Annotated in this window: 17 protein-coding genes; 6 read left to right on the top strand and 11 right to left on the bottom strand. The window is 68.1% G+C overall.

Features of this window, described 5'->3' with window-relative positions; translation table 11 throughout:
• Positions 1 to 46: 46 nt before the first annotated feature.
• The 5 genes from crtI to ABD154_RS08030 form a co-directional block, all read right to left on the bottom strand.
• Entirely contained in the window at positions 47 to 1,636 is a 1,590-nt protein-coding gene (gene crtI / locus ABD154_RS08050; RefSeq protein WP_198500466.1) for a phytoene desaturase family protein, read from the bottom strand.
• Positions 1,637 to 1,706: 70 nt separating this feature from the next.
• On the bottom strand, positions 1,707 to 2,594 hold the full coding sequence (locus ABD154_RS08045) for a phytoene/squalene synthase family protein (RefSeq protein ID WP_198500465.1): 888 nt from the start codon (positions 2,592 to 2,594) through the stop codon (positions 1,707 to 1,709).
• Complete coding sequence (locus ABD154_RS08040) at positions 2,591 to 3,715, bottom strand: polyprenyl synthetase family protein (protein ID WP_198500464.1); 1,125 nt, start codon at positions 3,713 to 3,715, stop codon at positions 2,591 to 2,593. Before ABD154_RS08040 ends, ABD154_RS08045 begins: the two co-directional genes overlap by 4 nt.
• A gap of 37 nt (positions 3,716 to 3,752) precedes the next feature.
• Positions 3,753 to 5,276, bottom strand: a complete 1,524-nt coding sequence (locus tag ABD154_RS08035) for an SDR family oxidoreductase (protein WP_198500463.1) — start codon at positions 5,274 to 5,276, stop codon at positions 3,753 to 3,755.
• Positions 5,277 to 5,483: 207 nt separating this feature from the next.
• A complete protein-coding gene (locus tag ABD154_RS08030; RefSeq protein ID WP_198500462.1) occupies positions 5,484 to 6,185 on the bottom strand; it encodes a TetR/AcrR family transcriptional regulator in 702 nt (233 codons plus the stop codon).
• Positions 6,186 to 6,298: 113 nt separating this feature from the next.
• Here ABD154_RS08030 and ABD154_RS08025 point away from each other — a divergent pair, with 113 nt between their 5' ends.
• From ABD154_RS08025 to ABD154_RS08000, 6 genes are all read left to right on the top strand, one after another.
• Entirely contained in the window at positions 6,299 to 7,054 is a 756-nt protein-coding gene (locus ABD154_RS08025) for an SDR family oxidoreductase (RefSeq protein ID WP_198500461.1), read from the top strand.
• A gap of 138 nt (positions 7,055 to 7,192) precedes the next feature.
• Complete coding sequence (locus ABD154_RS08020; RefSeq protein WP_198500878.1) at positions 7,193 to 7,522, top strand: nuclear transport factor 2 family protein; 330 nt, start codon at positions 7,193 to 7,195, stop codon at positions 7,520 to 7,522.
• Between the two features lie 398 nt (positions 7,523 to 7,920).
• Positions 7,921 to 8,418: a fluoride efflux transporter FluC gene (locus ABD154_RS08015; RefSeq protein ID WP_198500460.1), complete on the top strand. Its 498-nt coding sequence runs from the start codon at positions 7,921 to 7,923 to the stop codon at positions 8,416 to 8,418.
• A complete protein-coding gene (gene crcB / locus ABD154_RS08010; protein ID WP_198500459.1) occupies positions 8,415 to 8,792 on the top strand; it encodes a fluoride efflux transporter CrcB in 378 nt (125 codons plus the stop codon). The genes ABD154_RS08015 and crcB overlap by 4 nt, the downstream gene beginning before the upstream one ends.
• A gap of 262 nt (positions 8,793 to 9,054) precedes the next feature.
• A complete protein-coding gene (locus ABD154_RS08005) occupies positions 9,055 to 10,536 on the top strand; it encodes a catalase (RefSeq protein WP_198500458.1) in 1,482 nt (493 codons plus the stop codon).
• A 224-nt stretch (positions 10,537 to 10,760) separates the two neighbouring features.
• Complete coding sequence (locus ABD154_RS08000) at positions 10,761 to 12,995, top strand: MMPL family transporter (RefSeq protein ID WP_198500457.1); 2,235 nt, start codon at positions 10,761 to 10,763, stop codon at positions 12,993 to 12,995.
• A 71-nt stretch (positions 12,996 to 13,066) separates the two neighbouring features.
• Here the strand turns inward: ABD154_RS08000 and ABD154_RS07995 are convergent, their stop codons facing one another.
• The 6 genes from ABD154_RS07995 to ABD154_RS07970 form a co-directional block, all read right to left on the bottom strand.
• Positions 13,067 to 13,642, bottom strand: coding sequence for a MarR family winged helix-turn-helix transcriptional regulator (locus tag ABD154_RS07995; RefSeq protein ID WP_198500456.1), 576 nt, complete (start codon positions 13,640 to 13,642; stop codon positions 13,067 to 13,069).
• A 66-nt stretch (positions 13,643 to 13,708) separates the two neighbouring features.
• The gene (locus tag ABD154_RS07990) at positions 13,709 to 14,380 is read right to left on the bottom strand and encodes a DUF998 domain-containing protein (RefSeq protein ID WP_198500455.1); all 672 of its coding nucleotides are present in this window, start codon (positions 14,378 to 14,380) and stop codon (positions 13,709 to 13,711) included.
• Positions 14,381 to 14,669: 289 nt separating this feature from the next.
• Entirely contained in the window at positions 14,670 to 15,131 is a 462-nt protein-coding gene (locus tag ABD154_RS07985; RefSeq protein ID WP_198500454.1) for a DUF3151 domain-containing protein, read from the bottom strand.
• 103 nt (positions 15,132 to 15,234) lie between these two features.
• On the bottom strand, positions 15,235 to 16,155 hold the full coding sequence (locus tag ABD154_RS07980; protein WP_232623826.1) for a hypothetical protein: 921 nt from the start codon (positions 16,153 to 16,155) through the stop codon (positions 15,235 to 15,237).
• Positions 16,152 to 17,231, bottom strand: coding sequence for a glycosyltransferase family 2 protein (locus ABD154_RS07975; protein ID WP_198500453.1), 1,080 nt, complete (start codon positions 17,229 to 17,231; stop codon positions 16,152 to 16,154). Before ABD154_RS07975 ends, ABD154_RS07980 begins: the two co-directional genes overlap by 4 nt.
• 51 nt (positions 17,232 to 17,282) lie before the next feature.
• A complete protein-coding gene (locus ABD154_RS07970) occupies positions 17,283 to 18,239 on the bottom strand; it encodes a class C sortase (protein WP_198500452.1) in 957 nt (318 codons plus the stop codon).
• Between the last annotated feature and the right edge of the window lie 13 nt (positions 18,240 to 18,252).

Below are 18,252 nucleotides of genomic sequence, written 5' to 3'. Positions count from 1 at the left end.
TCCTTCGGCAGCGGGACGGATCCGCACGCGGCGATGGCTCGCGCGCTCACTCCTCGGGCAGCGGCCCGGGGGTCTGGTCGCCGCGGATGTGCTTGAGCACCACCTCGGCGCTGATCAAGCACATCGGCACCCCCACACCCGGCGCGGTGGTGCCGCCGGCGTAGTAGAGTCCGTCGACGGTGCGAGACCGGTTCTGGGGGCGGAACATCGCGCTCTGCCGCAGTGTGTGCGCGGGTCCGAGCATGCCGCCGAGCCACGAATTGTAGTCGGCGGCGAAATCCGTCGGGCCGATCGTGTGGCGGACCACGATGCGCTCGCGCAGGTCGGGGATGCCCGCCCACCGAGCGATCTGGTCGATCGCGCGATCGGCGGTGCGCTCGATGAGCGGGTCGCCGGTGCCCTCAGGCCCACCCTCGCCGAGCCCGGGATCGGCCGGAACGGGAACGAGGACGAAGAGGTTCTCCTGGCCGTCGGGTGCGACGGTGACATCGGTCGCGGACGGCCGGCACACGTAGAGCGAGGCCGGGTGCGGCAGGCGCGGCCGGGACCCGAAGATGTCGTCGAAGTTGACTTCCCAGTCGGGGGTGAAGAACAGCGAATGGTGAGCGAGCTCGGGCAGCTGCCCGTCGACGCCGAGGAGGACGAGCACCGCCCCCGGCCCGCTCGTCACCGTGTCCCACCACGGTTCCGGGTAAGTGCGCTCGTCCGCGGCGAGGAGGGCGGTCTCCGTGTGGTGGAGATCGGCGGCGGAGACGACGATGTCCGCATCGTCCGAGCGCCGCTTGCCGGCGGCGTCTGTCCAGGTCAGGCCGGTCACCGTGGGGCGAGCCCGGCGACGGGTCGAATCATCGCCGGCCGCATCCGTATCGATCGATTCGACCGTCGCCGAGGTGCGGATGTCGACCCCAGATGCCCGCGCCAACCGCTCGAGCGCGTCGATGATCGTGCGGAACCCGCCCTTCGGATACTGCACGCCTTCATCGAGGTCGAGCGTGCTCATGAGGTGATAGATCGCCGGTGCGGCCCGCGGATCGGTGCCGAGGAAGATCGCCGGGTACTGCAGGATCTGTCGGATCCGCGGATGGACCACAGTCGCCTCGGCGCGGTGGGCGAGGCTCTCGGTGAGCAGGCGGACGAGCCGCGGCAGCGCGATGAGGACCGACCGTTCGAGGACCGAGCTCGGCGCGGTGAACGGGTTGTAGAGGAAGAACCGCTCCGCCATCGTCTTCGCGTCGGCGGCCGAGGCGAGATAGGCCTCCAGGCGCTGCCTCGCCCCAGTCTCCAACGACTCGAGGACGTCGAGAACCCGCTCCCGTCCGGCCGGGATCGTCACCGGATCGCTGCCCGAGGTAGCGCTCGGGTCGGTGAAGACCGTGTAGGCCGGGTCGAGAAGCGTGAGGTCGAGCTCGGCGGAGGCACTCGTGCCCATGAGGGCGAAGAAGTGGTCGAAGACCTCGGGCATGAGATACCAGGACGGTCCGGTGTCGAAGCGGAACCCGCTGCGTTCGATGCGACCCACCCGGCCGCCCACTTCGGCGTTCTTCTCCAACACCGTGACCTGGTGACCGTCACGGGCGAGCAGGCACGCGGTGGCCAACCCGGCCACGCCCGCCCCGATCACGCTGACCCGACTCACCGCAGCCACCTCGGCGAGGGCACACGCCCCACCGCGGGCACACGCGATCCGCGCGCCACTGCGCTCACCCTCATCGTCGCCGCCCCTTGCCCACGGTTGTCAGGGCCGAGCGGACGAGCAGCCGGGCCTTGGCCGGGTCGGAGATGCGCACGCGCTCGCGGTAGAGTCGGTCGACCGGGGACACGGCGATCTCGTCGTTGAGCGCGGTGAACAGGGCGGTGGCGGCGTCGACGGCCACCCGGGCGTCGAGCGGCAGGAGCGGGATCGCTTCCCTGGCCTCGGCGAGTTGGCGGCGGATCGTGTCCACCCACTCATCGCGCCCGACCGCGTCGAGTGCACCGTCGGACGCCAGGTAGCTGCGGCCCAAGCGGGCGTGATCGTCGGCGAGGTCCCGGAGGAAGTTGATGTTCTGAAACGCTGCACCGAGGCTGCGGGCCCCGCGTTCGAGCAGCACCGTCTGATCCGGGGTGCGGGGGTTGTCGTGGAGGAAGACGCGCAGGCACATCAGGCCGACCACCTCGGCGGATCCGTAGACGTACTCCGCATGTTCCTGGCAGGTGAACCGCCGCACCGAGCGGTCCGCGTTGGCCTGCAGATCCGTGCGCATCGAGGCGAAGAACGGGTCGACCAGGTCGCGGTCGATGCCGGTGATCCGCGCGGTGTGGGCGAAGGCGTGGATGACGAGGTCAGAGCTCAGCCCCCGGGCCAGGGCGCGGTGGGTCTCGGCGATGAAGCCCTCGAGCATCGCGGACTCGTCCTCGGGGCTCAGCCCCGCTTCGGCGGGCAGGCCGTCGACGATCTCATCGGCGATGCGAACGAGCGCATAGACGTTGCGGATGTGGGCGCGGTGGCTGGGCCCGAGCAGGGTCGTCGCGGTGCCGAACGACGTCGAGTAGCCGGCGATGACGGCCTTCGCCGCCCGCTGGGAGGCACGGGTGTACGTGTCGAGCGCCGTCATACGGTGCGTCCGTCCAGGCGGGCGGCGATGTCAGTGAGCACGGCGGTGGCGTGGCCCGGCAGGTCGCTGCAGTCGATGGCCTCGGCGAAGCTGCGGCGTTGGGCGGCGATGAGGGATTCGACCTCGGCCAGGGCCCCGGAGTCGGCGAGCGCCTGTTGGATGTCGCGGGCCCCGGCATGGGTGAGCTGCGGGTCCCCGAAGATCCCAGCAACCCTCCCCCACGCCTCGGTGCCCTGGGCGTGGGCGACGAGCGCGGTGATCTTGCCCTCCCGAAAGTCGGAGTAGGCGTCCTTGCCGTGGGACTCAGGCGTGCCGAAGGCCGAGAGCAGGTCGTCGTGGAGTTGGAACCCCAAGCCCAGGTGGGCGCCGATCGGGCGCAGCTGGGTCTGGAGGAGCGGGGGACGGTCGGTGAGGATGGCGGCGGCGACGATGGGGAAGGTGAAGGAGTAGGCGGAGGTCTTGAACGAGCTCATCGCGAGCACCGTGTCCGGGGCGGCGGGGATGACCCCGTCGGCGAGGCCGACGTCGAGGAACTCCCCGGCCGAGGATTCGATGAGCGCATGGTCGAGCAGGGAGAACAGGGCTGAGCGCTTGTCCCCGGTCACCTCGAGGGTGCCGATGATGTGGTGGACGGCGGCCAGAAGCATATCGCCCATGAGGATCGCCCCGGTGCTCGCCCAGTGCCCGGCGCCGGGGGCGTCGCGGCCGGCCTGCAGAGCGCCGATGAGGTTGGGTCGGCCGCGTCGCTGCCGGTCGCCGTCGATGACGTCGTCGTGGAGGAGCAGGGCGTAGTGGAGGAGCTCACAGGCCAGCGCCACCGCGGTTGCCGCCTCGGCGGTGACGGGGTCGTCCGTCTCTGCCAGGGCCACACGGGTGAAGGGGTCCTCGACGATCTGCGGGTGGTCACAGGTCATCGGGGCGAACGCGCCCAGCATGTCGAGGAAGAGCAGGGGCCGGACCAGTTTGCCGCCGGTCACTCGGTCGCGGGCGACCTCCCAGAGAGAGGCGAAATCGTCGCCGTAGAGGCGGGCGCGCTCGGTGCGGGCGGTGAAGAACTCGCTCAGTGCCGCACTGATCCGGTCCCGCGCCCGGGTGTCAGCCGTTGCCGTCGTCGTGTCCATACAGGCGGCCTTTCGCAAAGGGGAGATGGGACGGGAGTCAGTGCGACTTCGGCCGGGCCCGGGCGGCCTTCTCGATGTTCTTGGCCATGGCGGGGAAGATGAACCGGTGGAAGGGGGAGACGAATACCCAGTAGAGGCGCCCGCGCAGACCCGAGGGGATGAAGATCGCCCGCTGCCGGTAGCGCGTGGCCGTTCCCTCCTGGCGGACGGCGAATTCGAGCCACGCGTTGCCCGACACCTTCATCTCCGCGGAGAGGACGAGTCGTGATTCGGGTTCGATGAGCGCGACCCGCCACCAGTCGAGCGGATCACCCAGACGCAGGGAGTCGGGCAGCCGGCGTCCCCGGTTGAGTCCGGCACCGCCGACCACCTTGTCCCACACTCCGCGGATCCTCCACGCCAGTGGCCACGAGTACCAGCCATTGGCCCCGCCGATGCCGACGATGACCGCCCACACGTCGGCGACGTCGAGGCCCGGCATGAGTCGAGTGCGGTCGTCTTCGAACCGGCGCCGCCCCGCCCACTGCGCATCGTTGGGCAGAGGTTTCGCGGCCTGTTCGAGCACCCCGGAATCCGCGTCCCAGTTGGTATCGACCGCGCCCTCGGTCTCGCGACGCAGGGCCAGGCGCACCGCCTCTTCGTAGGTCTTCAGACCCGAGGTCGGGGGTGGAATGACCTCGTCGATGTCGTGATCGTCCGTCACCGCATCCTCCTGCAGGGATTGGACGAGCGGGAGAGTGAGGCTGAAGGGGAGCGGGGTGACCAGGCCCACCCAGATCCCGGAGAGCTTCGCCGCCGGCAGCGGCAGGGCGATGACGTGGCGGGATGGCAGGCCTGCGATCCGGGCGAACTCCTTCATCACCTCGGCATAGGTGAGGACATCTCGGGACCCGATGTCGAGAGTGCGGTTGATGTTCCCCGGCACCGAGGCGGCGGCGACGAGGTAGTACAGGGCGTCGCGCACGGAGATCGGTTCGACCTTGTTGGCCACCCAGTCCGGGGCAGGCATCCACCGCAGCGTCTCTGCGAGGTGGCGGATCATCTCGAACGACGCCGAGCCGGAGCCGATGATGATCCCGGCCTGGAAGACGATGGCGGCGGTCGGGGAGTCGAGGAAGATCTCACCGACCTTGGCCCGGGAGCGCATGTGCACGGACAGGTGGTCGGAGTCCGGATGAAGCCCGCCGAGGTAGACGATGCGGTCGACGTGGGCCGCAGCAGCCGCATCGGCGAGGCGGCGGGCGGCTTCGGCTTCCTTCGTCTCGAAGTCCCGGCCGGACCCCATCGAATGGACGAGGTATTCGATGACATCGATCCCGGCGACCGCCTCGGAGAGGCCGGTTCCGTCGTCGAGATCGACGGTGACGATCTCCACGTCATCGGTCCATGGGACGGCCTTGAGCTTCTGAGGTGAACGAACCCCGACGCGCACCGAATGCCCGGCCTGGAGGAGGCGGGGGACGAGGCGGCCGCCGATGTACCCGGTGGCACCGAGCACGAGAACGGTGCGCGGCACTTCGGCGACCGGAATCGTCTCGACCGACTCGTCTGCGTCGTTCATACGGCCCCCACAATCGATTCGACGTGACGGTCACCGTCACCGCGGCCTGCTCTCACGGCAGGGTGTGCTGCCATCGCCGCGAGATCGTGCAACAGCCCTGGTGACCCACATTACACTCGCCGCGAGGACGCTGAGCACAGGGTGCCCTGACTTTCGGACCCCGGGAATCGTTTCGGATCCCCGGGAATCATCCCGCATTCCCGGTGCTCATCCCGCGCCGAGGCGGCCGATCCATTGGATGAGCAGCTGAGTCTCGGTCTCGCCGAGGATCTCGGGGTGTGCAGCCGCCCGTTCGATGACCGTGTGCCCGAGTCGGCAATCAGCCGTCTCGTCGTCGCGCGGACCTGGTCCCGTACCGGTGATCGCCGCGAGCACGCCTTCGCGCACGTCGGCGGAGAGCTTCGGGTCGTCGCGGCCGAGGATGATCAGACGCAGGGTCACGCCGATGTTCGTCGCAAGGACATGTGCTGCGGCCTGCTCGTACCCGACGACGAGGCGACCCTCGTCCTCGGCCCGCTTCGCCAGCGCGCGGAGCATTTCACTCGGCTTCGACTGTGCCTCGGGTGAATAGCCGGGCCGGACCTTGCCGTACATGAGGGTGTAGAACCCGGGATTGTCCAGACCGAAGGCGACATGGGCGTCCCAGCCCTGCCGCAGCGCCTGAATGGGATCAGCGGCAGCGGGCTCGGAAGCGGACTTCGTCGCAAGATACATCTCGAAGCCGCGGTCGATGACGGCCTCGATGAGTCCCTGTTTGCTGCCGAAGAAATGGTAGAGCGTCGGCATCTTCACTCCGACGGCGTCACAGACCGCGCGCAGCGAGAAATCCTCGCCGGGCGCCGCCGCGATGAGGTCCGCGGCGGCGTTGAGCAGCCGGGTCCGCGTATCGGATGAAGTCTCCTCTGTCACATCGCGATCTTATCGTGTACTGTTGCAATAGCTTTATGTATCGATGGTACATAATCGGCACTGCACAACCGAAGAGCAGCACCACACCGATCACCGAAATGCAAGGAGCAGTCATGACCGCACGCACCCTCAATGGCAGGAACGTCCTCATCGCCGGGGGCGGCAAGAATCTTGGTGGACTCATCGCCCGCCAGGCCGCCGAGGCGGGCGCCAACGTCGCCATCCACTTCAACTCCGAGTCCTCCCGACCCGAGGCCGAGGAGACTCTCGCAGCCGTCGAAGCCACCGGCACCAAGGGCGTCCTCCTCACCGGTGACCTCACCCACCCGGAGGCGGTCGCGGCCCTGTTCGCCGATGCCGCCTCGGCGCTGGGTCCCATCGCCGTCGCGGTCAACACGGTCGGGAAGGTGCTGCGCAAGCCGATCGTGGAGACGACCGAGGCCGAGTACGATTCCATGTTCGACATCAACGCGAAGGCCGCATACTTCTTCATCAAAGAGGCGGGCAGGCACCTTGTCGATGACGGTGCGATCATCACGATTGTCACCGCGTTGCTCGGTGCCTTCACCGACGGCTACTCGACCTACGCCGGCGGCAAGAGCCCTGTCGAGCACTTCACTCGAGCCGCGGCGAAGGAGTTTGCCGATCGCGGCATCTCGGTCACGGCGGTCGCCCCCGGCCCGATGGACACCCCGTTCTTCTACGGGCAGGAGACCCCCGAGCGCGTCGAGTTCCACAAGTCCCAGGCGATGGGCGGCCAGCTCACGCAGATCGAGGACATCGCCCCCATCGTCCGCTTCCTCGCCACCGACGGTTGGTGGATCACCGGGCAGACGATCTTCGCCAACGGCGGCTACACGACCCGCTGAGTCGGCAGACCGGCGCGAACAGCGAAGGGCGCGTTCCTTTCCCACCGACCCTGCGCACCCCTACGCTGAGAACCGACCCATCACAGGCATCCCGACCGCACACCGACACCGCGGCACCGACACAACCGAGGAGAGATGATGACCGACCAGCCCATCCCCCACCCCGTCTCCGACTTCATCGAGATCGTCAATGCCCACGACGGCCAGGGCTTCCTCGACGCTCTCGCCCCTGATGCCACCGTCGACGACTGGGGCCGGACCTTCACCGGCCGCGACGAGATCAAAGCGTGGAGTGACACCGAGTTCATCGGCTCCGAACCCACCCTCACCCCCGAAGAGGTCAGCGTCGACGGCAATGCCGTCACCGTCATCGGCGACTGGCGCTCGAACCACGCCAACGGTCGCTCCGCCTTCACGTTCATCACCGATGGCCACCTCATCACCTCGATGACGATCCGCGAGGGCTGACCGCAGGAACCCGGGCCACGGCATTTCCGTCCGAGCCGCCGCACGAACCGAGCCCCACCGCCCCATGCGCGTGTGCCACAATGGCAGTGGCGCATGCGCGTCACGGCGGTGGGGCTCGCCGTACCCAACCTCGGACCCGCACCCTCACCCGGGGTGCCCGACAACAGTCCCTACCTTGACCGGCACCAGCATGCCCGAAAGGTAGGACATCCGTGAGTCCCGCACCCGACACCACCCCGCATCCAGCCCCCGACTCCCGTACCCCGCGGGCGCGCATCGTCGTCGGCGGGGCTGCGAGGGTCGCTCCAAGAGTTCTTCGAAGACTCGGTCGCCATCCAGCTCGCCCAGCATCAGCAGCGCCCGCTCGTCGTCGTGCCGCTGCGGACCGCGGGGCGCGCATGAGCCGGCCCGTGCACCTCCGCGCCTCCCACCTCGGTCTTGCGTTCATCGGCGGTACGCTCGGCACCGCCGCCCGCGAGGGGCTCAGCCGGCTCCTCCCCGCAGCAGGCGGGATGCCGATCGCGATCGTCGCAATCAACCTCGTCGGCGCGTTCCTCCTCGGGCTGCTCCTCGATGCCCTCGCCCGCCGCGGTCCCGATGAGGGGCGGCGCCGGATGCTGCGGATCCTTCTCGGCACCGGCTTCATGGGCGGGTTCACGACGTACAGCGCGCTGGCCGCGGACACCGCGGGCCTCCTCGGCGACGGCGGGGTGAGGACCGGGCTCGCCTACGGACTGGGCACGGTGGTCCTCGGCGGGCTTGCGACGTGGGCGGGCATCGCGATCGGCTCGCTCACGCACCGGCCCAACCCTGCTGCGGTGGAGACGACGGCCGACGATTCCGCCGGACGACCCGGCACCGCCTCGGCGAACTGGGACGAGGGAGGATCACGATGACGGCGCTCGTGTTCGCGACGATCGCCGTGGCCGGTGGGCTCGGCGCGGTGGCGCGGATGGTTCTCGACGGGCTGATCAAGGCGCGTCTGCGCGGGTCGACGCCGTGGGGGACGATCGCGATCAATGTCTCCGGGTCACTCGTCCTCGGGTACCTCACCGGGCTCGCGGCCGGGCAGCTCCTGCCCACTGCATGGTTCCTCGTCATCGGCACCGGCTTCCTCGGCGGGTATACGACCTTCTCGACGGCGAGCTTCGAAACGGTGCGCCTCCTCCAGGAGCGCACGTGGGTGATCAGCGCCGTCAGCGCCCTCGGCACGCTCGTGGTCGCGACCGCCGCGGCAGGATTGGGGCTGTGGCTGGGCGGGCTCGCCTGACGCCGGAGGCCGGGTCTGCGACGCGGCGAACCCGCTCACTGCCGAAACCGTCGCATTTCGACAAGACACGTGTTGCCTAAATCCTCGCAGTCGACCAGGTATCACGCGGCCAGTGCCGGTTCGCTGCCCAGACTGAGAGTCCCCTCAATCCGTGTTGGCCGGTGAGCCGACCCGGTCCTAGAGTGGAGTCAGAGGTGGCTGCGTGAAGTCTCTTCACGCGTCGATCGGTCCTCGTCAACAGCGATGTGAATGGAGAGCAGATATGCCCACGCCTGAAGAACAAGTCGATGCCTGGTTCGATCCGAAGAAGCCGTCCACCACGGAGGAGGGTGCCGAGCGGCAGTCGGATGCCCACTCGCTGAGCGTGGGGCCCGACGGGCCCCTGCTGCTCCATGACGTGGCGTTGGTCGAGAAACTCGCCCGCTTCGACCGCGAACGCGTCCCCGAGCGCAGCCCGCACGCGAAGGGTTCCGGTGCCTTCGGCGAGTTCGTCGTCACCCAGGATGTCTCGCAGTACACGAAGGCGGCGTTCCTCCAGCCGGGTACGACGACTCCGATGCTCGCCCGCTTCTCCACCGTCGCCGGTGAGCTCGGTTCCCCCGACTCGTGGCGCGACGTCCGGGGCTTCTCCCTGAAGTTCTACACCGAGGACGGCAATTTCGACATGGTCGGCAACAACACGCCGGTCTTCTTCGTCCGCGACCCGATGAAGTTCCCCGACTTCATCCACTCTCAGAAGCGCCTGCCCGATTCAGGTCTGCGCAGCCCGAACATGCAGTGGGACTTCTGGTCGCTCTCCCCGGAGTCGGCCCACCAGGTTGCCTACCTCATGGGACCGCGCGGTCTGCCCAAGACCTGGCGGAACATGAACGGCTACTCCTCGCATACGTACATGTGGGTCAACGAGGCCGGCGAGCGCTTCTGGGTCCAGTACCACTTCCACACCGACCAGGGCGTGGAGAACATGAGCAACGAGGAAGCCGCGAAGCTCGCGGGCGAGGATGCCGACATCCACCGCCGCGACCTCTTCGAATCCATCGAGCGCGGGGACTTCCCGTCGTGGACGCTCTCCGTCCAGATCATGCCCTACGCCGAGGCGAAGGACTACCGCTTCAACCCGTTCGATCTCACGAAGATCTGGTCGAAGAAGGACTACCCGCTCCACGAGGTCGGTCGCTTCACCCTCAACCAGAACCCGATCAACCACTTCGCGCAGATCGAGCAGGCGGCCTTCAGCCCGTCGAACTCGGTGCCGGGCACTGGTGTCTCACCGGACAAGATGCTGCTCAGTCGCGTCTTCTCCTATCCGGATGCCCAGCGCAACCGGATCGGCACGAACTTCAACCAGCTGCCGGTCAACGCACCCGTCGTGAAGACGAACAACTACGACAAGGAAGGGCACATGCAGTATCACCACACCGGCGCTGCCCCCGTGTACGCCCCCAACTCGTATGGTCGCGCGTATCAGGACACGCAGGGCGTCGTCGACAACGGCTGGGAGGCCGATGGCGAACTCGTCCGCAGCGCTTACACGCTCCACCGCGACGACGATGACTTCGGACAGGCTCATACCCTTGTCCGCGAGGTCTACACCGAGCAGGAGCGTGCCGACCTCGTCGACACGGTCGTCGACATGCTGCGAGCCGACGTCGAAGAGCCGGTGCTCTCCAACGTGTTCGCCTACTGGAAGAACATCGACGACGAGGTCGGCCAGGCCATCGAGGCCAAGTACCGCGGTCAGTGAGACCTGACCGCGTCCTGGTCTCACGCTGACGACCCGCGTCGCCCACGCCTCGACGACAAGCGTCCGGTCGCCCTCTCCCCACACAGGGGCAGCGGGTGGCCGGGCGCTTCGCCCGTCCCCGGTTCAGCATGGGCGCGGTTCGCGCGGGCGTCAGCTCGCACCGGCGGCGGATCGGACACGACAAACGCTTGGCAATTTAGTTAACTTAGTGAAATACTGGCGGCATGTTCGAACCTGCCGCGCGACCGCCACGGGCCCTCCGGATCCTCATCCCCACCGTCCTCATTCTCATCTGGCTCGCCGTCTTCGGTGTCGGCGGCATGAGCTTCGGCGACATCAGCGACGTCGCTTCCGACGAACGTTCGAGCTTCCTCCCCGACAGCGCCGAATCGACCCGGGTGCAGGCCGAAATCACCACCTTCACCGGGTCCGACGCCATCCCCGCGATCGTCATCGCCGAACGCACCGGCGGCCTCACCGACGATGACCTGACAGCCCTCGAGCGCCTCGGCGAGCGTGCCGAGAACGTCATTGACGGCGCCTCCACCTCCCCCGTCATTCCCGCCGACGACGGGGACGCCGCCCAGCTCGTCGTCGCGGTGCCCGCCGATGCGGAGATCGGTGATGCCGTGACCGCACTGGAAGCCGAGTCCGCCGACATCCTGCCCGACGACCTCGGCGTGTGGGTGTCCGGACCGGCGGGGTTCACCGCCGACCTGCAGGAGGCGTTCGGTGGGATCGACGGGATCCTCCTCCTCGTCGCTCTCGCCGTCGTCTTCGTCATCCTCATCATCGTCTACCGCTCTCCCCTGCTGCCGATCCTCGTGCTCCTCAGTTCGATGACGGCGCTGTGCGCCGCGGTGCTCATCAACGTCGCCCTCGCCCGTGCCGACCTCGTCACTCTCAACGGGCAGGTGCAGGGCATTCTCTTCATCCTCGTCATCGGCGCCGCCACGGACTACTCGCTGCTCTGCATCGCCCGCTACCGCGAAGAGCTGAGTGACAATCGGCTGCCGTTCCACGCCGCCGTCCGCGCCGTGCGCGGAGTGTGTGAGCCGATCGCGGCCTCCGGGGGCACCGTCATCGTCGGCCTGCTCTGCCTGCTGCTCTCCGACCTGGGATCGAACTCGGCGCTCGGGCCCGTCGCCGCCGTCGGCATCGTCTGCGCGGTCCTGACCTCGCTGACGTTCCTGCCCGCCCTCCTCATCGCCGCCGGCCGGGTGGCGTTCTGGCCCAGGGCCCCGAAGTTCGGGTCGGCTCATCCGATCCTCACCGGCGCCGAGGCGACCGGGATCTGGGCGCGCATGGGCCGCACCGTTGCGGGCGCTCCGAAACGGATGGCCGCCGGGGTCACCGTCGTGCTCATCCTCGGCTGCGGGGGTCTGCTCCTCCTCGACGCACAAGGGGTTCCGCAGAACGAGTTCGTCCTCGGATCCTCCCAGGCCCGCGACGGCCAGGAGGTCATCGACCGTCACTTCTCCGGCGGGTCGGGCACCCCGGCCTACGTCCTCGCCGAGGCGGATGAGCGCGCCGAAGTGGCCGCCGCCATCGCCGGCACCGAGGGCGTCGACAGTCTCGCCCTCGTCGCCCAGGACTCGCCGGCCGGGACGATCCCCGTCGACGAGACCGGTGAGGTCTCCGCCGAAGGCCCTCGCGGTTCAGATGCCGCCGAGCCGACCGAGATCGACGGGCAGCTGATGTTCTCCGTCACCCTGTCCGACCCCGCTGACTCGCTCGAGGCCGAACAGACGATCCGCGATATGCGCGAGGGCCTCGAGTCCTCAGATGCGCTCGTCGGCGGCAGCACCGCGGTCGACCTCGACACCAACGACACCTCGGTGCGCGACCGGGCGGTGATCATCCCGATCGTCCTTGTCGTCATCACGATCATGCTCGCACTCCTGCTGCGCTCGCTCGTCGCTCCGGTCGTGCTGCTGGCCACCACGGTGCTCAGCTTCGGCACGGCGTTGGGGCTGAGCGCGGTGATCTTCCAGTTCATCGGGCAGCCGCAGTCGGATCCCTCGGTACCGCTCTACGCGTTCGTCTTCCTCGTCGCGCTCGGCATCGACTACACCATCTTCCTCATGACCCGGGTGCGTGAGGAGTCCCTGGAACACGGCACCAGGCAGGGCACGCTGCGAGGACTGTCGGTGACAGGCGGAGTGATCACGAGCGCCGGGGTCGTCCTGGCCGCGACGTTCGCCGCTCTCATCGTCATCCCGATCCAGTTCCTCCTGCAACTGGCGATCATCGTCTCCCTCGGCGTGCTCCTCGATGCGCTCATCGTGCGCACGCTCCTTGTTCCCGCCCTGGCGATCTGGATCGGCGACTGCATCTGGTGGCCCTCACGCTTGGCCGGGCGGTTCCATCGCGGTCGGCCCTCCGACACCGACGACCCGTCTTTCAGTCCGCGCCGCGTCTCGCAGAGGTCAGCGACGAGGCTGCTGACACAGCATTGAGACTCGCCGCAGCTGTCCGGCAGCGACGTCCCGGGCCGCCGCAGGATACCGTCGCTCTCGCCGTGGCGATCTCAGGTCGCGGAGTCGTCCGCCTCGGCAGTCCACGACTCGCCGGCGGAGGTGATCTCGTCCTTCGTGTCGCGGAGGAAGCGGATGACGGTCTCTCGTTCGTCTCGGGAGAGCCGGGCGGCGGCGTGGAATCGCTGCGACTGGGCACGGCCCACGGTCTCCATCGCCGAGGTGTAGGTCTCCAGGGTGATCGAGATCGCCTGGGCGCGGCGGTCGTGCGGATGCGGGGCGCGGGTGATGTGGCCTCCCCGCTCAAGCCGGTCGAGCAGCTTTGTCGTTGCCGCCGGCGTGATCGCCAGATGGTCGGCGATGCCGCGCGGGGTGCCGAGAACATCACGGTGTCGGCAGATGATGAGGTAGTGGAGGGCCCTCATGTCCGTAGCGTTGAGGTGCATGTAGCGGCGCGAGGCTTCCGAGAGCGCCTGTTCGGCGTCGCGGAGTTCGCCGAATGCGGTCATGAGTTCAGTGATCTGCTCGATGTCGACCGGCTCCATCCCTGCTCGATCGACGAGCCTGGCCTGCGGATCGCTCGCGTCGACGTCGTAGACGGCCGACCGCTCCACGGCGTCGCTTTCCATCGCCTGCCTCTCACACTTGCCTCGGCTCTCTGCCGAACCCTGCGTATACCGGACAATCCTATCGCCTCATCGCTCACGGCCCCTGCGCAAGCGCGGCGACGACAGACAGATCACCGACCCGATGATGAGCTCCCAGGCGAGGAACGCATACACCGACCCGCGCTCCCATACTCCGTCGGGCATGAGCACAAGGGCCGTGAGCAGAAGCCCGCTGAGGATGCCCAGTGCCCCGAGCCCCGGACCGCTCCAGCGCACCCGCCCCAGATCCCGCAGCGGCCCGACCGAAAGGATCGCTGCACAGTTGCCACCGAGGATCGCAGCGACCGCACCGAGGACGTGGACGACGATGAGACCGTTCGCGACGTTCTCCGGCGAACCCGGCACGAGGCCGACGAGCACGATGCCCGCAGCATGGAGGCATCCGACGACGACGAAGGCGATTCGCCCGATCCCGGGTCTCAGCGCAGGCATCGCGAGAACAAGGCCCAGGAAGAAGAGCAGACCCTGGCCAATGAACCCGGCGTCCATCACCTGCGGAATCTGCGAGGCGAGTTCGCGTCCTTGGAAAGTCGCTCTGCCCGGAACCCCGAGGTCGCTGATGTAGAACGTGGCGTAGCTGTATCCGGGGAAGGCACGTGCGGTGATCGCCTCGCACAGGAGGTACCACAGAGGGGCGATGATCCAGAGGACCCCTGTCGGCAGCAGCGACCACCCTCGGTTCTCGTCGACCCCGGTCACCGCTTCCGCACCTGAAAGATGTGCCAGGTCGGGTGAGCGATGAACGAGCCCTTGGATCCGATGAGGTCATGGGACGCGCGCAACCGGGCGCCACAGCGCTCAAGCGTGAAGCCGGTCACCCCCCGGATGACGGTGCGCAGGAGGCAGACGACGGTGACCCCGCGCGGATGGAGCAGGTGGGGGCGCGGGCAATGCTCGGCGGCCACGATTCGGCGGCCACGGGCGTCGGCGGGAACGCCTCGCCTCACTCCCGCAGTGATCGCGCCCCACCCTCGCGCGAAACCCCAGCTCACTTCCCCGCGGTGATCGCGTCGATCGCCGTCGGGTCGGAGGAGCGGAGGAACTCCTCGATGCGTGCGGCCTCTTCGCTCTCCCCGATGCCGGCCGAGGCGCGACCGAGGGCGTAGAGCGCGCGGAGGAATCCGCGGTTGACCTCGTGCGACCACGGAATCGGTCCGGCGCCGCGCCAGCCGGCGGAGCGCAGAGCGTCGAGTCCGCGGTGGTAGCCGACGCGGGCGTAGGCGTAGGAGTCGACCATGCGGCCCTCGCCGCGAGCTTCGTCGGCGAGCACGGCCCAGGCCAGCGACGAGGCGGGCAGGTCGGCGACGATGTCGAGGGCCTCCTCACCGGCGTCGAGACGGCGCTTCGCCTCGACGTCGGGGTGGTCATCGGGCAGGAACGTCGGCTGCGGGCCGAGCTGTCCGGCGTTGAGGTTGCCGATGTGCGAGGGGTTGCCGATGGGCTGCGTCATGGTCTCTCCTGGTCGTCGATCGGATGGTCGGTGTCAGTGTCAGATCAGTGCGGTGTCGGATCGGTGCGCGGTCAGATCAGTGTGTCCTCAGTCTGGTCGTCGGTCAGTCCGTCTTCACCGCCGAAGGTTGGATCGCATACGGGTTCGTGCTCAGCGCCCCGAGGATCCCCTGGTCGGCGAGCGCGTCGAGCTGCTGCTTGTCGGCGATGTCGGTGGCCCACACCGTGAGGTCGGACTCGTTCCACCTCACCACGGCGTCGCTCGGCACAGCGATCATCGTGTACCCCGCAGCGGTGAGGTCCTCCGGGTTCGCCGTCGACGTGTCCCCGACGAACATCGCGTCGATCCCGGCATCCGCGGCCGCGCGCGCCACGGTCGGATCGGCGGTGCGCACGATCGCCGAGGCCGCCATATCCGCCTCGGCGATCGTCTCCAGCGCCGGACCCGCGGTGGCGGAGTCGGAGATGAGCGGGAGGATGACGGTGCTGCCGGCGACGTCGCCGACGAGCTTGTCCCACGTCACCGGTATGCCCAGTTCGGTGTCCTCTCGCGGCGGCGTGATCGTGCGGTCGAGGAACTGCGCGGACGTCAGCCCCTCGAGTCCGTTGCTCAGGCCCATCGTCTCGGCCGCGGTCTCCGGGTCGGCGGCGACGACGGTGCCGTCACCGAGGACGGCGAGCGTGGGCGCGGGCAGGTACCCGAACTTGACGTTCTCCGTGAATGCGAGCTCGGAGTTCGCGGGGTAGACCTCGGAACCGCCGTCGAGTGCGGCGACCGCGGGCGGGTTGAGGGCGTCGACGGTGAGCGTCTCCTTGTGTCCGAAGACGTTGACGAGGAGAACGGCGACGACAGCGATGACGACCACGGCACCGGCCCACAGCGGAGCGTTGAATGTCCTCGGCTCCGGCCGCTCGGGCATCGGGATGCGATCGTTGCTCATGTCATCCTCGCCGAGGCGGCCCTCCGCGAGGTTATCCTTGTCCTTCCCGTGATCGGCCGAGTTGCTCCGCTTCCGACGGCTCATCGGCTGCCGTCCTTCGTCGCTCCGGCACCGGTGACGAGGCCGCGGAGGAAGCCCGCCCCCCAGCTCAGGTGCATGGTGGGCAGGACGATGCCGAACCAGAAGCGCTCCCGAATCCCGCAGTCCTTCGCCGCACCCGCGGCTGCGATGATGCCCGCGACATAGGTGAAGCTCGGGACGTGGACGAGGGAGGTGAAGCGGCGCAGGAACTTCGGCCACGTCTTCGTCCGGCCGCTCAGCTGCAGGAGGGCCTCGATGACGCTCGCGGTCATGCCGAGGACGAGCAGCGGCGGCGCGAAGTAGCGCAGCGAGTTCTTCGACCCGTAGCGGCGGATGAGTTCGGCCCGCCAGATGCCCGTGGCCCAGAACTGGCGGGCGATCTTCGACCACGATCCGCGCGGCCAGTACGTGACCTCCATATCGGGGTTGAACCAGATCCGGCCCCCGGCCGAGCGGATGCGGAGGTTGAGCTCCCAGTCCTGTCCGCGTTTGATGTCCTCGTCGAAGCCGCCGAGTGCTTCGAAGACCTCTCGTCGATAGACGCCGAGGTAGGCCGACTCCGCCTCACCGGCCTCGTCCCCGGAGTGGTAGGCCGGTCCGCCGAGGCCGATGGGCGACATGTAGGCGCGGGCCACGGCCTTCTGGAAGGCCGTCTTCCCGCGGGCGCGCATGAGACCGCCGCAGTTCGCGGCGCGTGTCGCCCGCAGGGTCTCGATCGCCTGTCGCGTGTAATCGGGCTCGAGTCCCGAATGTGCGTCGACGCGGATGATCACTGGGTGCCGCGTGTGGGCGAAGGCCCGGTTGAGACCGAGGGGGGTGGCGGCATCGGGGTTGTCGACGGTCTGGATGCGCGGGTCGGTGGCGGCCATGCGCGTGATTATCGCGTTCGTCTCATCCGTCGAGGGGCCAAGCGCCAGGACGATCTCCTTCTGCCCGTCGTAGTCCTGGGAGAGGATCGTCGTGATCGCCTGTTCGATGTGTTCGGCCTCGTTGAGCACCGGCATGATGAACGAGACACCGGGCTGGTCTGCGAGGGGAGGAAGGCCGTCGGGGGTGAGGATCTGGAGAACTTTTGCCACGCCCTCAATCCTCCCATATGCGCGTGCCAACGGCGCTCAGACGGTTGAGGATCAGTGCTTGGGGCCGGCGAAGTCCGGTTCGGCGTCGGTGTCGGTCGGTCCCTTGCGCGGCTTGACGGGGCGTCCTGCGAACCAGATGTAGCCACCGGCGGCGACAGCCGCTCCGCCCATGATGACCGCCCACCACGGGAAGCCGGGGATGTCGGGCGGGTTCTGGGCGTCTTCGAGGGCGTCGGGTGGTGTCGGGATGACACGTTCGCCGATGACGAGGATCCGCTGCGTATTGATGCCCAACGGGGTGCAGGTGACGAGGGTGGCCAGGTCCTTGCCGGGGATCGCGTCGAGGGTCTCCGTCTGGTCAGGATCGACGATCTTGGTCTCGATGACCTTGTAGGTGATGATCCGACCGAAGGTGTTGAACGTGAAGTAGTCGCCCTTGTCGATCTTGTTGAGGTTCGTGAACATCTCCGCTTCTGCGAGCCCACGGTGCCCGGTGACGACCGAGTTGTTGCCGACTCCGCCCACCGGCAGTGCGGTGCCCTCGAGGTGGCCGATGCCGCGCAGCAGCGTCTCATCGGAGGTGCCGTGGTAGATCGGCAGGTCGAGGTCGATCTTGGGAATCTGGATGCGCGACATCACATCCGTCTTCGGGCTCGTGAGGATCTCGTTGTAGTTGAGATCGGTGATGCCGTCATCACCCTGCCACTGAGGAATGCGCTCATTGGCCTGCACGGAGGCGCCGCCGGCTTCGAGCTTCGCGTTGTACTCCTCGGCGAGCTTGAGCTGCTTCGCGTTGTGCGGAGCGTTGGGGTCTTCGGTCGTCGTCGCGTTCTGAATGACCTCGGACTGGTCGAGCTGGGTGATCCATGCCGCCATCATCGGATAGGTCCACACGCACGCGCCGAGGAGGCCGAGCACAGCGATGATCGCTGCCGGGACGGACAGCTTCCACTTCTGCTTCTGCGGCGGAGGGCCCGAGGGTGCGGGTTCGGTGAGGGTTGCGGTCATGGCTCCACGTATC

The organism is Brevibacterium sanguinis (assembly GCF_039528855.1).
Classification (GTDB): domain Bacteria; phylum Actinomycetota; class Actinomycetes; order Actinomycetales; family Brevibacteriaceae; genus Brevibacterium; species Brevibacterium sanguinis.
Note: the sequence above shows the minus strand (reverse complement) of the source record. Positions and strands in the feature narration are given on the sequence as shown.

Excerpts from the sequence above, each read along its gene's own strand:
- ABD154_RS08045 (WP_198500465.1), bottom strand. The coding sequence starts at position 2,594 with ATGACGGCGCTCGACACGTACACCCGTGCCTCCCAGCGGGCGGCGAAG.
- ABD154_RS08040 (WP_198500464.1), bottom strand. The coding sequence starts at position 3,715 with ATGGACACGACGACGGCAACGGCTGACACCCGGGCGCGGGACCGGATC.
- ABD154_RS08035 (WP_198500463.1), bottom strand. The coding sequence starts at position 5,276 with ATGAACGACGCAGACGAGTCGGTCGAGACGATTCCGGTCGCCGAAGTG.
- ABD154_RS08025 (WP_198500461.1), top strand. The coding sequence starts at position 6,299 with ATGACCGCACGCACCCTCAATGGCAGGAACGTCCTCATCGCCGGGGGC.
- ABD154_RS08020 (WP_198500878.1), top strand. The coding sequence starts at position 7,193 with ATGACCGACCAGCCCATCCCCCACCCCGTCTCCGACTTCATCGAGATC.
- ABD154_RS08015 (WP_198500460.1), top strand. The coding sequence starts at position 7,921 with ATGAGCCGGCCCGTGCACCTCCGCGCCTCCCACCTCGGTCTTGCGTTC.
- crcB (WP_198500459.1), top strand. The coding sequence starts at position 8,415 with ATGACGGCGCTCGTGTTCGCGACGATCGCCGTGGCCGGTGGGCTCGGC.
- ABD154_RS08005 (WP_198500458.1), top strand. The coding sequence starts at position 9,055 with ATGCCCACGCCTGAAGAACAAGTCGATGCCTGGTTCGATCCGAAGAAG.
- ABD154_RS08000 (WP_198500457.1), top strand. The coding sequence starts at position 10,761 with ATGTTCGAACCTGCCGCGCGACCGCCACGGGCCCTCCGGATCCTCATC.
- ABD154_RS07995 (WP_198500456.1), bottom strand. The coding sequence starts at position 13,642 with ATGGAAAGCGACGCCGTGGAGCGGTCGGCCGTCTACGACGTCGACGCG.
- ABD154_RS07985 (WP_198500454.1), bottom strand. The coding sequence starts at position 15,131 with ATGACGCAGCCCATCGGCAACCCCTCGCACATCGGCAACCTCAACGCC.
- ABD154_RS07980 (WP_232623826.1), bottom strand. The coding sequence starts at position 16,155 with ATGAGCCGTCGGAAGCGGAGCAACTCGGCCGATCACGGGAAGGACAAG.
- ABD154_RS07970 (WP_198500452.1), bottom strand. The coding sequence starts at position 18,239 with ATGACCGCAACCCTCACCGAACCCGCACCCTCGGGCCCTCCGCCGCAG.